At 63.8% G+C, this 16,773-nt stretch carries 18 protein-coding genes; 16 read left to right on the top strand and 2 right to left on the bottom strand.

The genetic code is table 11. The features are described 5' to 3' along the window. Positions 1-2: 2 nt before the first annotated feature. From GTP45_RS13250 to GTP45_RS29010, 8 genes are all read left to right on the top strand, one after another. Positions 3-329 (top strand): urease subunit beta, encoded by a 327-nt coding sequence (locus GTP45_RS13250; protein ID WP_161014365.1) that lies wholly within the window; start codon positions 3-5, stop codon positions 327-329. 8 nt (positions 330-337) lie between these two features. After that, complete coding sequence (ureC, locus tag GTP45_RS13245) at positions 338-2,038, top strand: urease subunit alpha (RefSeq protein WP_161014364.1); 1,701 nt, start codon at positions 338-340, stop codon at positions 2,036-2,038. A 2-nt stretch (positions 2,039-2,040) separates the two neighbouring features. Continuing rightward, a complete protein-coding gene (gene ureE / locus GTP45_RS13240) occupies positions 2,041-2,550 on the top strand; it encodes an urease accessory protein UreE (protein WP_161014363.1) in 510 nt (169 codons plus the stop codon). Beyond that, positions 2,550-3,230: an urease accessory protein UreF gene (locus GTP45_RS13235; protein ID WP_161014362.1), complete on the top strand. Its 681-nt coding sequence runs from the start codon at positions 2,550-2,552 to the stop codon at positions 3,228-3,230. The genes ureE and GTP45_RS13235 overlap by 1 nt, the downstream gene beginning before the upstream one ends. A gap of 9 nt (positions 3,231-3,239) precedes the next feature. Next, positions 3,240-3,863, top strand: coding sequence for an urease accessory protein UreG (gene ureG, locus GTP45_RS13230; protein ID WP_161014361.1), 624 nt, complete (start codon positions 3,240-3,242; stop codon positions 3,861-3,863). 116 nt (positions 3,864-3,979) lie between these two features. Next, complete coding sequence (locus tag GTP45_RS13225; protein ID WP_161014360.1) at positions 3,980-4,519, top strand: HupE/UreJ family protein; 540 nt, start codon at positions 3,980-3,982, stop codon at positions 4,517-4,519. A 250-nt stretch (positions 4,520-4,769) separates the two neighbouring features. Then, on the top strand, positions 4,770-5,555 hold the full coding sequence (locus GTP45_RS13220) for an NF038120 family PEP-CTERM protein (RefSeq protein ID WP_161014359.1): 786 nt from the start codon (positions 4,770-4,772) through the stop codon (positions 5,553-5,555). Then, positions 5,552-8,776 (top strand): S8 family peptidase, encoded by a 3,225-nt coding sequence (locus GTP45_RS29010; RefSeq protein WP_161014358.1) that lies wholly within the window; start codon positions 5,552-5,554, stop codon positions 8,774-8,776. Before GTP45_RS13220 ends, GTP45_RS29010 begins: the two co-directional genes overlap by 4 nt. Positions 8,777-8,797: 21 nt before the next feature. Here GTP45_RS29010 and GTP45_RS13210 read toward each other — a convergent pair whose 3' ends face one another. Next, positions 8,798-9,364: a 1-acyl-sn-glycerol-3-phosphate acyltransferase gene (locus GTP45_RS13210; protein WP_308494606.1), complete on the bottom strand. Its 567-nt coding sequence runs from the start codon at positions 9,362-9,364 to the stop codon at positions 8,798-8,800. A gap of 193 nt (positions 9,365-9,557) precedes the next feature. Between GTP45_RS13210 and GTP45_RS13205 the strand changes: the two genes are divergently transcribed. From GTP45_RS13205 to GTP45_RS13175, 8 genes are read left to right on the top strand one after another with little or no spacing between them, the layout of a single operon-like run. Next, positions 9,558-10,898 (top strand): sigma-54 dependent transcriptional regulator, encoded by a 1,341-nt coding sequence (locus GTP45_RS13205; protein ID WP_161014356.1) that lies wholly within the window; start codon positions 9,558-9,560, stop codon positions 10,896-10,898. Beyond that, on the top strand, positions 10,899-11,027 hold the full coding sequence (locus GTP45_RS29005) for a hypothetical protein (protein WP_267876197.1): 129 nt from the start codon (positions 10,899-10,901) through the stop codon (positions 11,025-11,027). It abuts the gene before it with no gap. Positions 11,028-11,080: 53 nt separating this feature from the next. Beyond that, positions 11,081-12,136 carry a hypothetical protein gene (locus GTP45_RS13200; protein WP_161014355.1) on the top strand — a complete coding sequence of 352 codons (1,056 nt, stop codon included), beginning with the start codon at positions 11,081-11,083 and terminating at the stop codon, positions 12,134-12,136. 49 nt (positions 12,137-12,185) lie between these two features. Then, complete coding sequence (locus tag GTP45_RS13195) at positions 12,186-12,473, top strand: hypothetical protein (RefSeq protein WP_217363352.1); 288 nt, start codon at positions 12,186-12,188, stop codon at positions 12,471-12,473. Next, complete coding sequence (locus tag GTP45_RS13190) at positions 12,470-13,135, top strand: C39 family peptidase (RefSeq protein WP_161014354.1); 666 nt, start codon at positions 12,470-12,472, stop codon at positions 13,133-13,135. The genes GTP45_RS13195 and GTP45_RS13190 overlap by 4 nt, the downstream gene beginning before the upstream one ends. Positions 13,136-13,149: 14 nt before the next feature. Then, the gene (locus GTP45_RS13185) at positions 13,150-13,560 is read left to right on the top strand and encodes a hypothetical protein (RefSeq protein ID WP_161014353.1); all 411 of its coding nucleotides are present in this window, start codon (positions 13,150-13,152) and stop codon (positions 13,558-13,560) included. A gap of 10 nt (positions 13,561-13,570) precedes the next feature. Next, positions 13,571-14,629 carry an acetate kinase gene (locus tag GTP45_RS13180; RefSeq protein WP_308494605.1) on the top strand — a complete coding sequence of 353 codons (1,059 nt, stop codon included), beginning with the start codon at positions 13,571-13,573 and terminating at the stop codon, positions 14,627-14,629. A 59-nt stretch (positions 14,630-14,688) separates the two neighbouring features. Beyond that, positions 14,689-15,636, top strand: coding sequence for an MBL fold metallo-hydrolase (locus tag GTP45_RS13175; protein ID WP_161014352.1), 948 nt, complete (start codon positions 14,689-14,691; stop codon positions 15,634-15,636). Positions 15,637-15,711: 75 nt separating this feature from the next. Here the strand turns inward: GTP45_RS13175 and GTP45_RS13170 are convergent, their stop codons facing one another. Beyond that, positions 15,712-16,767, bottom strand: a complete 1,056-nt coding sequence (locus GTP45_RS13170) for an alkene reductase (RefSeq protein ID WP_161014351.1) — start codon at positions 16,765-16,767, stop codon at positions 15,712-15,714. Positions 16,768-16,773: the final 6 nt, after the last annotated feature.

Raw genomic sequence — 16,773 nt, 5'->3', positions numbered from 1 at the left:
TCATGATCCCAGGTGAATACAAGCTTGAAGAGGGCGAGATCGGCCTGAACGTGGGCCGCGAAACGGTCAGCGTCGTGGTCACCAACCAGGGCGACCGTCCGGTGCAAATCGGCTCGCATTTCCATTTTTTTGAGGTCAACTCGGTGCTCAAGCTGGAACGCTGGAAGGCTTACGGCATGCGCTTGAACATCGCCGCCGGCACCGCCGTGCGCTTTGAACCGGGTCAGCAACGCACCGTTGAACTGGTGAAGCTGGACGGCGACCAGGAAGTGTATGGCTTCAACGGCAAAGTCATGGGCAAGTTGAACTCCACACCACCAAAAGATTAAAGGCTCTCATGGCTACAATCTCGCGCCGCGCCTATGCGGAGATGTTCGGCCCCACTACCGGGGATCGTATCCGTTTGGCGGACACAGAACTGTTTATCGAAATTGAGAAGGACTACGCCGTCTACGGCGAGGAAGTGAAGTTCGGCGGCGGCAAAGTGATCCGCGACGGCATGGGCCAGTCGCAGCGCGTGGCCGCCGACGTGATGGACACGGTCATCACCAACGCGGTGATCGTCGATCATTGGGGCATCGTCAAGGCGGACATCGGCCTGAAAAACGGCATGATCGCCGCCATCGGCAAGGCCGGCAACCCGGACATCCAATCGAATGTGACGATGGCGATTGGCGGCGCGACCGAGATCATCGCAGGCGAGGGCATGATTGTCACTGCCGGCGGCGTTGACACGCACATTCACTTCATCTGCCCGCAGCAGATCGAGGAGGCGCTGATGAGCGGCGTGACCACCATGATCGGCGGCGGCACCGGCCCATCGGCCGGCACCTCGGCTACCACCTGCACGCCGGGGCCGTGGCATTTGCACTCGATGCTGCAAGCGGCCGATGCGTTTCCGATGAATCTCGGCTTCCTCGGCAAGGGCAATGTCAGCTTGCCGGCGCCGTTGCAGGAGCAGGTGCTTGCCGGTGCTATCGGCTTGAAGCTGCACGAGGACTGGGGCAGCACCCCGGCCGCCATCGACAACTGCCTCACCGTGGCCGACGAGATGGATATTCAAGTCGCCATTCACAGCGACACGCTGAACGAAGGCGGCTATCTGGCCGACACACTGGCCGCGTTTAAAGATCGCACTATCCACACCTTCCACACCGAGGGCGCGGGCGGCGGCCATGCGCCGGACATCATCGCGGCGGTGGGCGAGACCAACGTGCTGCCATCGTCGACCAATCCTACGCGGCCGTACACGGTCAATACGCTGGACGAGCACCTGGATATGCTGATGGTGTGCCATCACCTTGACGCCGCCATCACTGAGGACGTGGCGTTTGCCGAATCGCGCATCCGTCGCGAGACCATTGCGGCTGAAGACATCCTGCATGACATCGGCGCGATTTCGATGATGTCGTCCGACTCGCAGGCCATGGGCCGCGTTGGTGAAGTCATCATGCGCACCTGGCAGACGGCGCACAAGATGAAGGTGCAGCGCGGGCCGCTGGCGCCGGATACGTCGCGTGCCGATAACTTCCGCGTGAAGCGCTATGTCGCCAAGTACACCATCAATCCCGCCATCACGCACGGCATCGCGCACGCGGTGGGTTCGGTCGAAGTGGGCAAGATCGCGGATCTGGTGCTATGGAAGCCGGCCTTCTTCGGCGTGAAGCCGTCGACGATTCTGAAAGGCGGCATGATCGCCGCCGCGCAGATGGGCGATCCGAATGCATCGATTCCAACGCCGCAGCCGGTGCATTACCGGCCGATGTTCGGCTCTTACGGCGGCGGCTTGAAAAAGTCGTTTACCTTCGTGTCTCAAGCGGCATACGACGCCGGCATTGGCGATCAGCTCAAGCTGAATAAAACGCTGATCGTCGCCAAGGGCATGCGCGCGCTGCGCAAGTCGGACATGATCCACAACTCGCTGGCGCCGAAGATGGACGTCAATCCTGAAACCTATGAAGTGCGCGCCAATGGCGAGTTGCTGGTCTGCGAACCGGCTTCTGTGCTGCCAATGGCGCAGCGTTATTTCCTGTTCTGATCATGCTGACCTTACATACCAAGATTCCTCATGCCGAGGCCATTGCAGCGCAACTGGTGCTGCCGTATGAACTGCGCGAGAAGTGCCGCCTGCGCGCCACACTCGATACCGGTGAAGACGTCGCCGTGTTCACGGTGCGCGGCACGGTGCTGCGCGATGGCGATCTGCTGACCGGCGAAGACCAGCGCGTGGTGCGCGTCGTCGCCGCACCGGAGCCAACGTACAAAGTCACTTGCGCCGATGCGCATGCGCTGCTGCGTTGCGCCTTCCATCTCGGGAATCGCCATACGCAGGCGCAGGTTGGCGATGGTTTCCTGCGCATCCGCGCCGACGCGGTGCTGAAGGAGATGCTGGCCGGTTTGGGCGCCACGGTAGTTGAGGAATCGGCCGCATTCGAACCGGAGTCCGGCGCATACGGCGGCGGTCACGGTCACCATCATGACCACGGCCAAGGCCCGTTGGCGCCGATCCCGCTGCGCCAAAAAATCCACCGCCCAAGCGACGCGAAATAATGCAAGCTGCCGCGCTTTTGAATTTGCTGCAATTCGCCAGCCCGGCCTTGCCGATTGGCGCTTACAGCTATTCGCAAGGGCTGGAAGCGGCGCTGGAAAATGGCATGGTGCGCAACGCCGACACGGCGCGCGCATGGATAGCTCGTCACCTGCATGAAGTGGTTGCGCAATGGGAAGCGCCCATCGCGTGGCGCTTGATGCAGGCGTGGTCGCAACGCGACTGGCGCGCCGTCAGCGACTGGAGCGAAAAATTCATCGCCTCGCGCGACAGCGCCGAATTCCGCGCCGAGACCATCCAGATGGGCTACTCGCTCACCAAGCTGGTCGCCGAATTAGGCATTACCGATGCCGAGATGCTGGCGCAACTCCAGGCGGAAAGCGAAGTCGCACTGCCGACAGCCTTCGCCTGCGCCGTCGCCGCGCTGAATATCCCGCACAGCGAAGCGCTGCTGGCGATGCTGTTTGCATGGGCCGAAAACCAGGTGCTGGTGTGCGTGAAGTCGGTGCCGCTAGGGCAGGTGGCCGGCCAGCGCATGCTGCTGTCGCTGCGCGCCGACATCGAAGCCGCCGCCCGCTACGCGCAAACCGTCAGCGACGATGATATGTGCAACTGGGCGCCGGGCCTGTCGCTGCTGTCGATGCAGCACGAAGTTCAATACAGCCGTTTATATAGATCGTGAAAGAATAATATGACTACTTCAAATCCTCTGCGCGTCGGCATCGGCGGCCCTGTAGGTTCAGGCAAAACCGCGCTGTGCGAAATGCTGTGCAAGGGCATGCGCGACCATTTCGATATGGCCGTCATCACCAATGACATCTACACCAAGGAAGACATGGAAATCCTGCTGCGCGCCGACGCACTGCCGGCCGAGCGTCTGATGGGCGTGGAAACCGGCGGCTGCCCGCACACGGCGATCCGCGAAGACGCGTCCATCAACCTGGAAGCCATCGCCCGCATGCAGGCCGACTTCCCGAACCTGGATCTGATCCTGGTTGAATCAGGCGGCGACAACCTGGCCGCTACCTTTAGCCCGGAGCTGTCCGACCTCACCATCTACGTGATCGACGTCGCTGGCGGCGAGAAGATTCCGCGCAAGGGCGGCCCGGGCATCACGCGCTCCGATCTGCTGATCATCAACAAGACCGACCTGGCGCCGCACGTTGGCGCGGATCTCGACATCATGGCGCGCGACGCCAAGCAGCAGCGCGGCAGCCGTCCCTTCATCTTCACCAATCTGCGCAGCGGCGAAGGTGTGACCAAGGTTATCGACTTCATACGCGAACAAGGCCTTTTGGGCCAAACCCCACACTAAGAGGTCGTTTAAAAAAGCCCGCAACTTCGTTGCGGCTCCTCGCCGTGCAAATGCACTGTCTTCGTCGCCGCGCCTCGTTGCGCGCATTTTTAAACAACCTCTACGGAGCACACACAATGAAAAAAATCGCAGCCTTGACGCTGGCCCTCGTTAGCACCGCAGCCTTCGCCCACACCGGCGCTGGCGCGCACTCGCACGGCTTCCTGGCCGGCTTCGCGCATCCGTTCACCGGCCTCGATCACTTGCTGGCGATGCTGGCCGTGGGCGCATGGAGCGTGCGCCAGCCTAACGCCAGGTGGCTGCCGGCGACCTTCGTCGGCATGCTGTTGGCCGGCGTGGCAACCGGCGCTGCGGGCTTGGTGGTGCCGGGTCTGGAAACCGGCATCGCGCTGACGGTGGCGCTGATGGGCGTACTGCTGGCCGTCGCTGTGCGTCTGCCCGCAGCGGCAAGCACCGTGATGATCGGCGCGTTCGCACTCCTGCACGGTAACGCGCACGGCCACGAACTGCCGCAAGCGGCGAGCGCCGTTGGCCTGCTGATCGCAAGCTCGCTGCTGGTCTATGGCGGCAATGTGCTGGGCCGTGTCAGCCCGGCGCTGGCCGTGAAGGCCTCGGGTGCGGCAATCGCCGCCACCGGCGTGATGCTGGCAGTGTAACCAGCGGTAATACGCGTATCTTGGTCGCAATTGTTTGTTTCTACAGGCAATTGCGTGCATTGTGGCGTGAAAGCCGCAGCATGCACCATGCAAGTAACCGTGCTTTTTCATAGCTAAAAGTAAATTTTGTACGAAAGAATGGCTAAATTACAATTGATCGTTTAGGCTTAAAATACTACCGGTATTTTTGGTAGCGATAACATGGGATGGCATCACTTCGGGTTTTAAACTTAAAGGGAGAGTCATCCATATGAACCGTTTGTTCCGATATTCCAAGCTTGCCAGCCGGATCGCGCTGGCGTGTTCCGCCATCGCGGCGCTGCCGTCCAGCCATGCCGGCACTATAGACTTTGAAACCGTCGCCAACGTGGTCACCCCGGTGCTGGCCGCCGAGGACACGATTTATGCCGGCCGCGACCAGTTCCTCACGGGCGGCTTCCTGGCCACTGTTAGCGATAGCAATTTCGCGCAGGGCCAGCCGGATTACGAGCCGGGACTGGCCGGCGCGGTGCTGACCAATTCCGTTTCCTGCACCCTCAATGCTTGCCCGTACGACAACACGCATTTCTTTGCCGGCTTGAACGGCGGAAGCCTGGCGCTGGAGCGGCAGGACGGCGTGGCCTTCCAGCTAAGCAGCCTGAATTACGGCTTTATCGCGCGCGACTGGGAGTTGCCGCCCCTCGTGTACGGCCGCCTGACGGTGCAGGCGACGCTAGCGGGCGGCAGCGTGATCACGCTGGAACACGACATGCCGGCGGAGATAGGCATGATGGGCAGCTGGGATTTGAGCGCCGAGCTGGGCGCGCAAGCGCTCAGTCACGTGACGTTCAGCGCCTGCGTATTCGACGACGCCGGTGCATGCGTGAACGATGACACCACCTTGAACCTGGCCCAGTTCGCGCTGGACGATATTCAGGTCAGCGCGGTGCCCGAACCTGCGGCGGCGCCGCTGCTGCTGGCGGGACTGGGCCTGCTGGGCGCGTGGCGCCGGCGCGGCAAGGCAGCGGCAGCAGCGATGGCGGGAGGTGCGGCATGAACAAGCTCCTCATTTCTGCCGGCACGCTGATGCTGCTTGGCCTGGTTCAAGGCGTCCACGCGGCGGAAGCGCGCATGCCTTACCTGGTGCAGCTGGACGGCAAACCGGCCGCTTCCTACACGGGCGGCATCGCCAGCCTGAAGGCGACTATGCCGGTCGCCGGCCAGAAGCTCGCGCTCGATTCTCCCGATGTGCAACGCTACGGCAGCTACCTGGAGCAAAAGCAGCGCAGCCTGCTGGCAGTGGCGCCGCAGGCCAAGCTGCTGCACAGCTACAAGCTGGCCTACAACGGTTTCTCCGCCATGCTGACGCGGGCCGAAGCGCGCGCCTTGAAGGCGCAGCCCGGCGTGCTGTCGGTACAGCGCGAGCAGGCGCGCCAGGTCGATACCCATTACACCCCGACCTACCTGGGGCTGGACGGCCCCAACGGCTTGTGGAGCAAGGCCGGCGGCGATCGTAAGGCCGGCGAGAACATCGTCATCGGCGTGATCGACACCGGCCTGTGGCCGGAAAACCCGGCCTTTGCCGACCGCGTCGACGCCCACGGCGCACCGACCTTCGATAGCAGCGGCACGCTGGCTTACGGCGCGCCGCCGGCCAGCTGGAAGGGCGCCTGCGTGGCAGGCGAGGGCTTCAGCGCCCAGAGCTGCAACAACAAGCTGATCGGCGCGCGCTATTACAACGACTCGTTCAAGGCGGACGGCCGCACGCTGCACTGGACGGAGTTTGAATCGCCGCGCGACTCGGTCAACGCGGTCGGCTCGCGCGGCGGCCACGGCACGCACACGGCGTCCACTGCGGCCGGCAACCACGGCGTGACGGCGCGCCTGGACGGTGTTGCCGCCGGCCTCGCTTCCGGCATGGCGCCGCGCGCGCGGCTGGCCGTCTACAAGGTGTGCTGGACTTACAACGATCCCGACGCCGTGGAAGGCTCCACCAACAAGTGCTACCCCGGCGACGCCATCGCGGCGGTGGAGCAGGCCATCAAGGACGGCGTCAACGTGCTGAATTTCTCGATCAGCGGCGACCCGTTCTCGGTGGACGACCCGGTCGACCAGGCTTTCCTGGGCGCGGCCAACGCCGGCATCTTCGTCGCCACCTCGGCCGGCAATGCCGGGCCGTACTACGTGCCGTCGGCGCACGGCGTGCCGTGGATGACCGCCGCAGCCGCCGCCACCCACGACCGCCAGACCGGCGCCGAGGTGACGCTGGACGATGGCACCCGCTTTGTCGGCGCCTCGCTGAACAGCGCGCCGCTGCCGGCCAGCCGCGCAGTGCTGGCGCGCGATGCCGGCGCCACGCCGTTCGAGCAGTTGTCCGAGGCCGACCAGGCTGCGCGCAGCCAGTGCTTCACGGCGGCTGACCGTGCCGCCAACGGCGCCAGCGCGGCCGGCGCGCTTGACCCGGCCTATGTCAAGGATCGGGTGGTGGTGTGCGAGCGCGGCGTCAATGCCCGCAAGGACAAGAGCGTGGCGGTGAAAGAGGCCGGCGGCGTCGGCATGATCATGGTCGACAACAACAATGGCCTGGTGTTCGACGTGCAGTCGCTGCCGTCGGTGCATGTCAGCACCCAGGACGGCGACACCATCAAGGCCTACGTGAGCAGCCATCCCGACGCGCGCATCGCCATGTCGGCCTACGGCTTGCAAGCGAACCCGGCGCCGTCGCCGATGGTGGCGCCGTTCTCCTCGCGCGGGCCGGGCGTGGCGCCCGGCCTGTTGAAGCCCGACCTGGCCGCGCCCGGCGTCGAAGTGCTGGCTGGCGTCACGCCGGTCAAGACCGAGGCCGAACGCAACGCCATCGCGGCGCAAGGCAAGGCCAGCGGCGCGGCGTGGAACTTCTTCACCGGCACCTCGATGGCGAGCCCGCACGTGGCCGGCCTGGCGGCATTGCTGATGCAGCAGCACCCGGACTGGTCACCGGCGGCGATCCGTTCGGCGCTGATGACCACGGCCGGCCCGACCGAGCCCGATATCTACGTCGAGCCATGGGCCAGCAATTCGCCGTGGGGACAGGGGGCGGGCATGGTGCAGCCGCTGCTGGCCACCGATCCCGGCCTGGTCTATGACCTGGCGCCGAACGACTACATCCGCTTCCTGTGCGGCGCCAATTCGATCAGCGTCAGCGCCGAGCAGTGCCAGCAAAGCGGCAAGGTAGCGGCCACCAACCTGAACCAGCCGAGCATTGTGGCGCCGGCGCTGATGGAGCAGCAAAGCTTCGTGCGCAGCGTGACCAACGTTGGCGGCAAGCCGGCCATCTACACCGCCACCATGAGCGGCCTCGAAGGCTACAGCTACAGCGTGACGCCGTCCACGCTGGCGCTGGAGCCGGGCGAAACCAAGTCGTTCACGGTGGCGCTGAAGAACGTCAACGCGCCGCACTGGGAATGGCGCTATGGCTCGCTGGAGTGGCGCGACGGCGAGCACCTGGTGCACAGCACTGTGGCCGCGCGCGCCATGGTGCTGGACGTGTACGAGTACCTGAACTCTTCGCGTCCGGCCGACAACAAGCTGCTGCCGATGTATGCTGGCTTCAGCAGCAAGCTGGCGATACAGAAGTCCGGGCTGACTGCGGCCAAGCGCACCACCTTTACCCGCGCACCGGGCAAGTGGGACGACTATGGCGTGGCCGACTGCCGCGCCGGCGGCAGCGCCAGCGTGGCGGCCATGAAGTTGAGTATCCCGGCCGGCACCACGGCGGCGCGTCTTGCCACCTACTATGCGGACACCGCCGCCGTTGGCCAGGGCACGGACAATCTGTACCTGATGATCCTGAATTCCAGCGGCGTGCTGGTCGGCATCAGCGACACCGAGTTCACCAGCGAGCACGCGCTGCTTGGCCTGGCCCCCGAGCCGGGCGACTACACGGTATGCGTGGCGGTGAAATCGAGCTGGGCGGAAACCTCGACCTTCGCCATCAGCAGCTGGATACTCAAGCCGGGCCAGCAAGACGCCAACATGAAGGTGCTGTCGCCTTCCGCCACCGCGCCGGGGGCATTCGGCACGCTGGCCGTGTCGTGGAACGGGCTCGATCCGGCGCAGCGCTACTTCGGCCTGGTGCAGCTCAAGGTGGACGGCAAGGTGCAGTCGAATATCCGGGTGATGGTCGATTCCAGCGCGCAGGGCGCGCCGCTGGAGTTGCCACAAGCGGAGGCGCTGTTCGGCGGTAATCTGCCGCGCACGACACCGATGAAGTTCCAGCGCGAGCCGGGCGCGCTGTAAAGGCAGGAGGTGGCTCCGCGCTTAGTTGCGGGGCTCGGCGCGGCGCTCGGCCAGCACGATGGGCGCCGCGTTTTCTGGATACAGGCCGAGGTGGCCGTCGTACACGGCGCGGATGGCGGCCATATCGGCTTCCTGGTCACCGGTCAGATGCAGGTGATCGACCACGCCCAGGGTCTTGTTGGGATAGTCGATGTAGACGAGGCACAGCGGCACCTTGGCTTCCAGCGCCAGGTGATAGAAGCCGCTCTTCCAATGCGGACGGTAAGCGCGCGTGGCTTCCGGCGTGATGCCGACCCAGTACCAATCGGCCGCGTTCATGCGTTCGGCCTGCGCGCGGATCATGCCTTGCGGCGCGCTGCGATCCACCGGCTCGCCGCCGAGGGAACGGAACCAGCCGCCCAGCGGCGTTTTAAACAGCGAGTCTTTCGCCAGCCAGCGGAACGGCAGGTTCAACGCCCACTTGCCGAACAGGCCGACCATGAAGTCCCAGTTCGACGTATGCGGATACACCACCGCGATGCCGCGCGGGCCCGGCAGCGGGCGGTACAGCATGCGCCAGCCGAACAGCTTCAGCACGCGCAATGCCATACGCTGACGCCAGCCCGGCAGGGCCGTCGTCTTTAATTCAAAATCATTCATCTCACTACATCCCGTATTTTTTAATATAGACTCACTATTGACAGGTTGTTATCCACCTGTTCAAAAAAGCAGCGCGCATTCTATATTGGCCTCGGCGGTGGCACAAGCTTGAACTTTTCTCATCATTTCCCGTCCAATGGGCATGACGACGAAATCGATACTCTGCGTGGGCGTCGGCGTACCGTGTCTGCCGGCAGGTTGGGAACTGATCGCAGCTGCCACGCCGGCTGAAGCGCGCCGTCATTTCAGGGCGCGGCCTTGCGCCATCGGCCTGCTGCTGGTGCAGGAGACGGACAGCTGTGAAGACCTGAACGCCTTCTTGCTTGATCACTGGGCGCTGCAATGGATAGCCGTGCTGCCGCCTGCCGCCCTGGAGCAGGCGTGCTGGCGGCAACTGGTGCGCGACCATTGCATTGATTACCACACCAGTCCCGTGGACAGCGAACGGCTGCGCCATGCGCTCGGCCACGCGCTGGGCATGGCGGCGTTGCGCGCGGACGCGGATGGCGCATCGCCGCGCGCCGTTGGCGACGCCACGCTCACTGGTCAAAGCGCCGCCATTACGCGCTTGCGGCGGCAGATCGTCAAGGTGGCGGCGGCCAGTGCGCCGGTGCTGATCTGGGGCGAGAGCGGCAGCGGCAAGGAGTTGGCGGCGCAAGCAGTGCATGCGCATTCGCCGCGCCGCAAAGGGCCGTTTGTGCCGATTAACTGCGGTGCGATTCCTGCCGCGCTGATTCAGTCGGAGTTATTCGGCCACGAACGCGGCGCCTTCACCGGCGCGGCGCGCGACAAGCGCGGCTTGATCGAAAGTGCGCAGGGTGGTTCGATCTTCCTCGATGAAATCGGCGATCTGCCGATGGAATTGCAAGCCAATCTGCTGCGCTTTTTGCAGGAGAAGACCATCTACCGCGTCGGCGGCACGCGCAGCATTGCGGTCGATGCGCGCGTGATCGCCGCCTCGCACGTCAACTTGACGCAGGCCGTGCAGCGCGGTGCGTTTCGTGAAGACCTCTACTACCGCCTCAATGTGCTGGCGCTGGATGTGCCGCCGCTGCGCGAACGGCGCGACGACCTGATGCCGCTGGCCGAACATTTTTTCCATACCTTCTCCAGCGAGCGCGCGCCGCGCCTGAAAGGCTTCAGCAGCCGCGCCGCGCAAGCGATCCGCGATTACGACTGGCCCGGCAATGTGCGAGAGCTGATTAACCGCGTGCGCCGCGCCATGGTGATGGCGGAAGGACGGCTGATACTCGCGCAAGACCTCGGACTGGAAACCGGCGCACCGGCGCCGCAGCAACTGGATGACGCGCGCATCCGCGCCGAGCGCGACGCCATCGACGCCAGCCTGCTGCGTGCCGGCCGCAACATCACGCTGGCCGCGCGCGACCTGGGCGTATCGCGCATGACGCTCTATCGCCTGCTGGCCAAGCATGGCATGGCGGGATCGTCACGCCCGAGTTACACCGACGGCCAGAGCGAATGAATGGCCGAGCTGTCACACCGGCGTGACGATGTGCTATCGCCAAACGCCGCCCGCCACAACAGCGGCGGCGCTTATTCCTTGCAGATCAAGGGCTTGCCGGCACTGGCACCAAGCTTGCGAAAGAAGTGAGACCGGGGATATTTGCCCCGGCCCATTCCTCAAACTGTAAGGTAGGAGCAGCTATGAAAAAAACTTTGATCGGGGCAGTCATCGCGCTGGCCTTTACGCAGGCTTATGCGCAAACGGCGACCACGCAGAACGGCGCCGGCGTCAGCGCCAACGATAATTCCAGCGCCTCGCTGGACAGCAGTACCAACACCCACACCAGTACCAAGACCAGCACCAATACAAGCACCAATACAAGCACCAATACAAGCACCAGCAGCGATGCGAGCACCAGAAACAGAAACAACAATAACAGCAGCAGCGGCGAGGCTAGTGCCAGCGCTATTGGCGGCGTGGCCGCCAACAACGGCGGTACGGCGACATCGGCTTTTAGCAACGCGTTCAACACCTCCACCGCCAACGCCACCAGTACCTTGAACGGCACGGTGGGTGGCAACATGGTCGATACGATCGGCAACTACGCCGAGAACAGCGGCAGCAGCACTGGTGGTGCGGGCGCTGGCGGCACGGGCGGCTATGCCAGCGGTGGCAGCGCGTGGGCCACCAGTGGCCGGGGTGGCAGCTCCTATGGCGGTAGCGGCGGCAGTGGTGGTGTCGGCGGCAGCGCTAGCAACGGCAGCGCCTCCAACGGCGCGCCGTACGTGGGGGCAGGCACCGGGGGGAATGGCGGTACCGGTGGCAGTGGTGGCGCAGGCGGCGAGGCCAGTGCCGGCGATACCGGTGCGGCGTCGGCCAACGGCAGCACCGGCGCGGCGGGCGGCGCGGGCGCAAGCGGCACCGGCGGCACGGCCTCCAATGGCGATGCGACCAATGGCAGCGCGACCGGCGGCGCTGGTGCGGCAGGCGGTACGGGAGGCGCCGGTACCGGCGGTGCAGGCGGCACAACCGGCGCCACCACTGCGGGCGCGGCAACTGCTGGTTCCGGTGCGGGCGGCGTAGGTGGCGCGGCTGGTTCGGCATCGGCCAACGCCGGCACCTTCAATGCCTACAACGCCATGAGCAACGTCGGCCAATCGGCGGCGGGCATTCTGGTGGTGGCGCAGAACAGCGGCATTGCGGCGCTGATCCAGCAAAGCGTCAACGTGCAGTCCAACCTGTCGCTGGGGCGTTAAACACGGGGCGGGGCGCTTGCGTCCCGCCTTGATGAAAGGGAGGACAGGTATGTACACAGCTTTCATATGCGCGGCCGTGTTGCTGCAAGCCTTCGACAGCGCGCCGGTGAGCGATGAGCGCCTCGCCGCCATGCATGCAGGGGCGGACACGGTCAACAATGACATGCTATTAAACGGCGCAGTCACGGAGAACACCACGTCGCATGTGGTGAGCGGCGCGAACACGATTAGCAGCGGGGCGTTCAGCAATGCGTCGGGGTTGCCAGTGGCGATACAGAACTCCGGTTCGAATGTGCTGATTCAAAACGCCACCATCATCAACATTCAGATGCAATGAAGATCATTCCTCTACTGCTGCTGGCGTTAAGTGCGCAAGCGGCTGACCTGCCTGCGCTGAACGGCGGTGGCAGCTACGCGCTGCACGTCACCAGTGTGAAAGAAGCGCGATTCCGCTCAACGGTGCGGCAGCACTTTGATTTTAGCTGCGGCTCGGCGGCGGTGGCGACGCTGCTCAGCTATCACTATGACACGCCGGTCTCGGAAGAAGCGGTGTTCAATGCCATGTATGCGCACGGCGATCAGCCAAGGATACAGCGCGAGGGATTCTCGCTGCTGGACATGAAGCGCTACCTGGCGCAGATCGGCTTCAGTGCCGATGGTTTCATGCAGCCGTTGAATAAGCTGGCCGAGGCGCGTTTGCCCGCCATCGTGCGCGTGGCGGAAAACGGCTATTGGCACTTCGTCGTCATCAAGGGCGTGGACGATGAGCGGGTGCTGATCGGCGACCCGGCCGGCGGCACCCGGGCCATGCGCCGCGATGCGTTCGAGGCGGCGTGGCCGGATCGGCTGCTGTTCGTCATCCATCACTGGAAGGGGCAGCCGCACTTCAATCAAGCCAATGACTGGAACGTCGCGCCGCGCGCGCCGCTGGGCGAGGCTATTGAGCGCTCCAGCCTGACCAATATCACCTTGCCGAAAAACGGCAGCGGCAACTTCTGAACGGAGGCGCTGCCATGTACAAGCATTTATGGAGTGCGCTACTGCTTTGCGCAGCAGCCGCGCACGCTGACCCCACCGACAATTGGGCCGCCGTTGACGATGGCGAGTTGGCGCACACGCGCGGCGGCTTCGATTTCGGCAACGGCATGCTGGTGTCATTAGGTGTCGAACGTTTGGTTTCGATCAATGGCACTGTTGTAGCAAACACGCATTTTTCCATCCCCGATATGACACAGTTGAGCGCTGCGGACGCATTACAGGCCAGTGACGCCATGGCTGCCGTGCTGGTGCAGAACAGTCTTAACGATCAGGCCATACGCACCCAGACCACGATCACTACCACGGTCGCCAATCTGGCCATGCTCAAGGCCATTAACTTTGAAAGCAGCCTGCGCGATGCACTGAATAGCGCGGTCGGCAAATAAGGGGATGCACATGCAAGCACAAGCACGAATGCTGGCCGCAGCGCTGCTGGCCAGTGGAATCGCCGCGGCCGCGCCGGATCCAGCCGTCGGCACGCCGCCGCAAGATGGTCGGCCGCCAGCCGTGGCGCCGTTGTTTGAACAGCCGGGCGTGCTGACGCCGCGCGGCAAGTTCGTGTTGGAGCCGTCGCTGCAATTTGGCTACTCATCGAGCAACCGCGTGGTACTGGTTGGCTATACGATTATCCCGGCGCTGTTGATCGGACTGGTCGATGTGCGCGAGGTCAAGCGCAATACCGCCACCGCCGCCATCACCGCGCGCTATGGCTTGAGCCGGCGCGCCGAGCTGGAATTGAAGCTGCCGTATGTGTACCGCTCCGATTCCACCGTCAGCCGCGAGGTGTTCACCGGCACCGGCGTGGATCGCGTGTTCGATACCAGCGGGCGCGGCATGGGGGATGCCGAGCTGGCGGTGCGTTATCAGCTGAACGAGGGCGGGGCGGACAAGCCTTACTACGTGGCCGGCTTGCGCTTCAAGTCGCGCACCGGCACCGACCCGTTTGACGTGGTGACCGATTGCAGCAAGCGCTGCGTCGGGCCGAACGCCAGCGGCACCGGCTTGCCGCTGGATCTGCCGACCGGCTCCGGCTTTTATGCCTTGCAGCCTAGCGTGACGTGGCTGTACGCCAGCGATCCGGCCATCTTGTTCGGCAGCGTCAGCTATCTGTACAACTTTAAGCGCAGCAACGTCAACCGGCAAGTGCTGGGCGGCGAGTTTGAGCCGCTGGGGAAAATCGAACCGGGTGGCGTGATCGGCTTTAACTTTGGCGTCGGGCTGGCGCTGAACGACAAGGCGCTGATCAGCTTTGGCTATGACCACAGCTCCATCGCCCGCACCCGGCAGAACGGCGTGCCGGTGGCCGGCTCGGTGCGCACGCAACTGGGCACGCTGCTGACTGGCTTCTCGTACCGGATCAGCGACAAGCGCACCATCAACATCGCCGTCGGCGCCGGGCTCACGCGCGACACGCCGGACGTACAGCTGTCGTTCCGCTTGCCGTCCACGTTTTAACAGGATTCTTGTATTTGAGGTATTGTAGTGCTCCTGATAATTCTCACAATAGGGGAGCCATGAGCACACGTACCTTGACCTTGATGATTGCAGCGCTGCTGGCCAGCGCGACCGCGCAGGCGGGCGCGCCGTTTGCCAAGTTCCAGGCGCCCGGTTTTTATCGCACCACGCTGGGTGATTTTGAAATCACGGTGCTCAACGATGGCACGCTGGATCTGCCGGTCGACAAGCTGCTCAAGCAGCCGCCGGCCAAGACCACGGCCGCGCTGGATAAAGCGTTCCAGAAAAGCCCGCTGCAAACCTCGGTCAATGGCTTCCTGATCAACACCGGCAGCAAGCTGGTGCTGATCGATACCGGCGCGGCCAGCTTGTTCGGGCCGACGCTGGGGCAGTTGCTGGGCAATCTCAAGGCTTCGGGCTATAAGCCGGAGCAGGTGGACGAGATCTATATCAGCCATATGCATGGCGACCACGTCGGCGGCTTGGCGTCCAACGAGCAGCGCGTGTTTCCGAATGCGGTGGTGCGGGCCGGCAAGCTCGACGCGGACTACTATTTGAATCCGGCCAATCTGGATAGGGCTTCCGCCGACGCCAAGGATAATTTCCAAGGGCCGATGGTGTCGATCAACCCGTACGTCAAGGCCGGCAAATTCCAGCCGATTATTGCGAACACCGAGTTAGTGCCGGGGATTAAATCGTACTTCAATGGCGGGCATACGCCGGGCCACATCACCTACGTGGTGGAGAGCAAGGGGCAGAAGCTGGTGCTGCTGGGGGATTTGCTGCACGTGCAGGCGGTGCAGTTTGATGATCCGGGCGTCGGCATCCAGTTCGACACCGACAGCAAGATCGCGATAGCCGAGCGCAAGGAAGCATTTGCGGCGGCGGCCAAGGATGGTTACCTGATCGGCGCGCCGCACTTGTCCTTCCCCGCGCTGGGGCATGTGCGGGTTAATGGCAAAGGCGGCTACGTGTTCGTGCCGATCAGCTATACGCAACCGCGTTAACCCTAACCGAGGCAGGGGTCTGACCCCGTATGGGGTCAGACCCCGGCAGCGACTCGGGGTTTGCGGTACTAATTATTAAGCAAGCGCTGGATAGTCGGTGTAGCCTTCTTCGGTCGCGCCGTAGAAGGTTTCGGCTTTCCAAGGATTCAGCGGGGCGTTGGTTTTCAGGCGCTCTACCAGATCCGGGTTGGAGATATAGTCCTTGCCAAATGCGATCGCATCGGCGTTGCCGCTATCCAGCAAACTCTGCGCGACTACCTTGTCCATTTTTTCGTTGGCGATAAACACGCCGCCGAATTCCTTCTTCAGCAGTGGGCCCAGGCTGTCTTCGCCGACCGCCTCGCGCGCCGCGATGAAAGCGATCTTGCGCTTGCCCAGTTCGCGCGCCACGTAGCCGAAAGTTTCGGCTGGATTGGCATCGCCCATATCGTGCGAATCGCGGCGTGGCGCCAGGTGCATGCCGACGCGGTCTGCGCCCCATACTTCAATCACGGCATCGGTCACTTCCAGCATCAGGCGGGCGCGGTTCTCGATCGGGCCGCCGTACTGGTCGGTACGCTGATTGGTTTTCGATTGCAGGAACTGATCCAGCAGATAGCCATTCGCGCCGTGGATTTGCACGCCGTCGAAACCGGCTTTCTTGGCGTTTTCCGCGCCTTTTTTGTAGGCGGCAACGATGCCGGCGATTTCCTCGGTTGCCAGCGCGCGCGGCACTGGGTACGGGCGTTGCGGACGCAGCAGGCTCACGTGGCCCTCAGCAGCAATCGCGCTGGCCGACACTGGCGGCTCGCCATTCAGGAAGCTAGGATCCGAGATGCGGCCCACGTGCCACAGCTGGGCGAAGATCAGGCCGCCCTTGGCGTGCACGGCGGCGGTAACTTGCTTCCAGCCTTCCACCTGTTCGTCAGACCACAGGCCCGGAGTGTCGGCGTAGCCCACGCCTTGCGGGGTGACAGCGGTGGCTTCGCTCAGAATCAGACCGGCGCTGGCGCGCTGCTCGTAGTACTTGGCCATCAGCGCGTTGGGCACGCGGCCGCCGCCAATGGCGCGGGCACGGGTCAGCGGCGCCATGACGACGCGGTTTTTCAGAGTGAGGGCGCCGATGGTGATCGGATCGAACAGAGTTGGCATGATAAG

Origin of the sequence: Duganella rivi (assembly GCF_009857435.1) — a bacterium.
GTDB classification, from domain to species: Bacteria; Pseudomonadota; Gammaproteobacteria; order Burkholderiales; family Burkholderiaceae_D; genus Rugamonas; species Rugamonas rivi.
The sequence above is the reverse complement of the archived record's forward strand: the minus strand, read 5'-3'. Positions and strand labels throughout refer to the sequence as shown.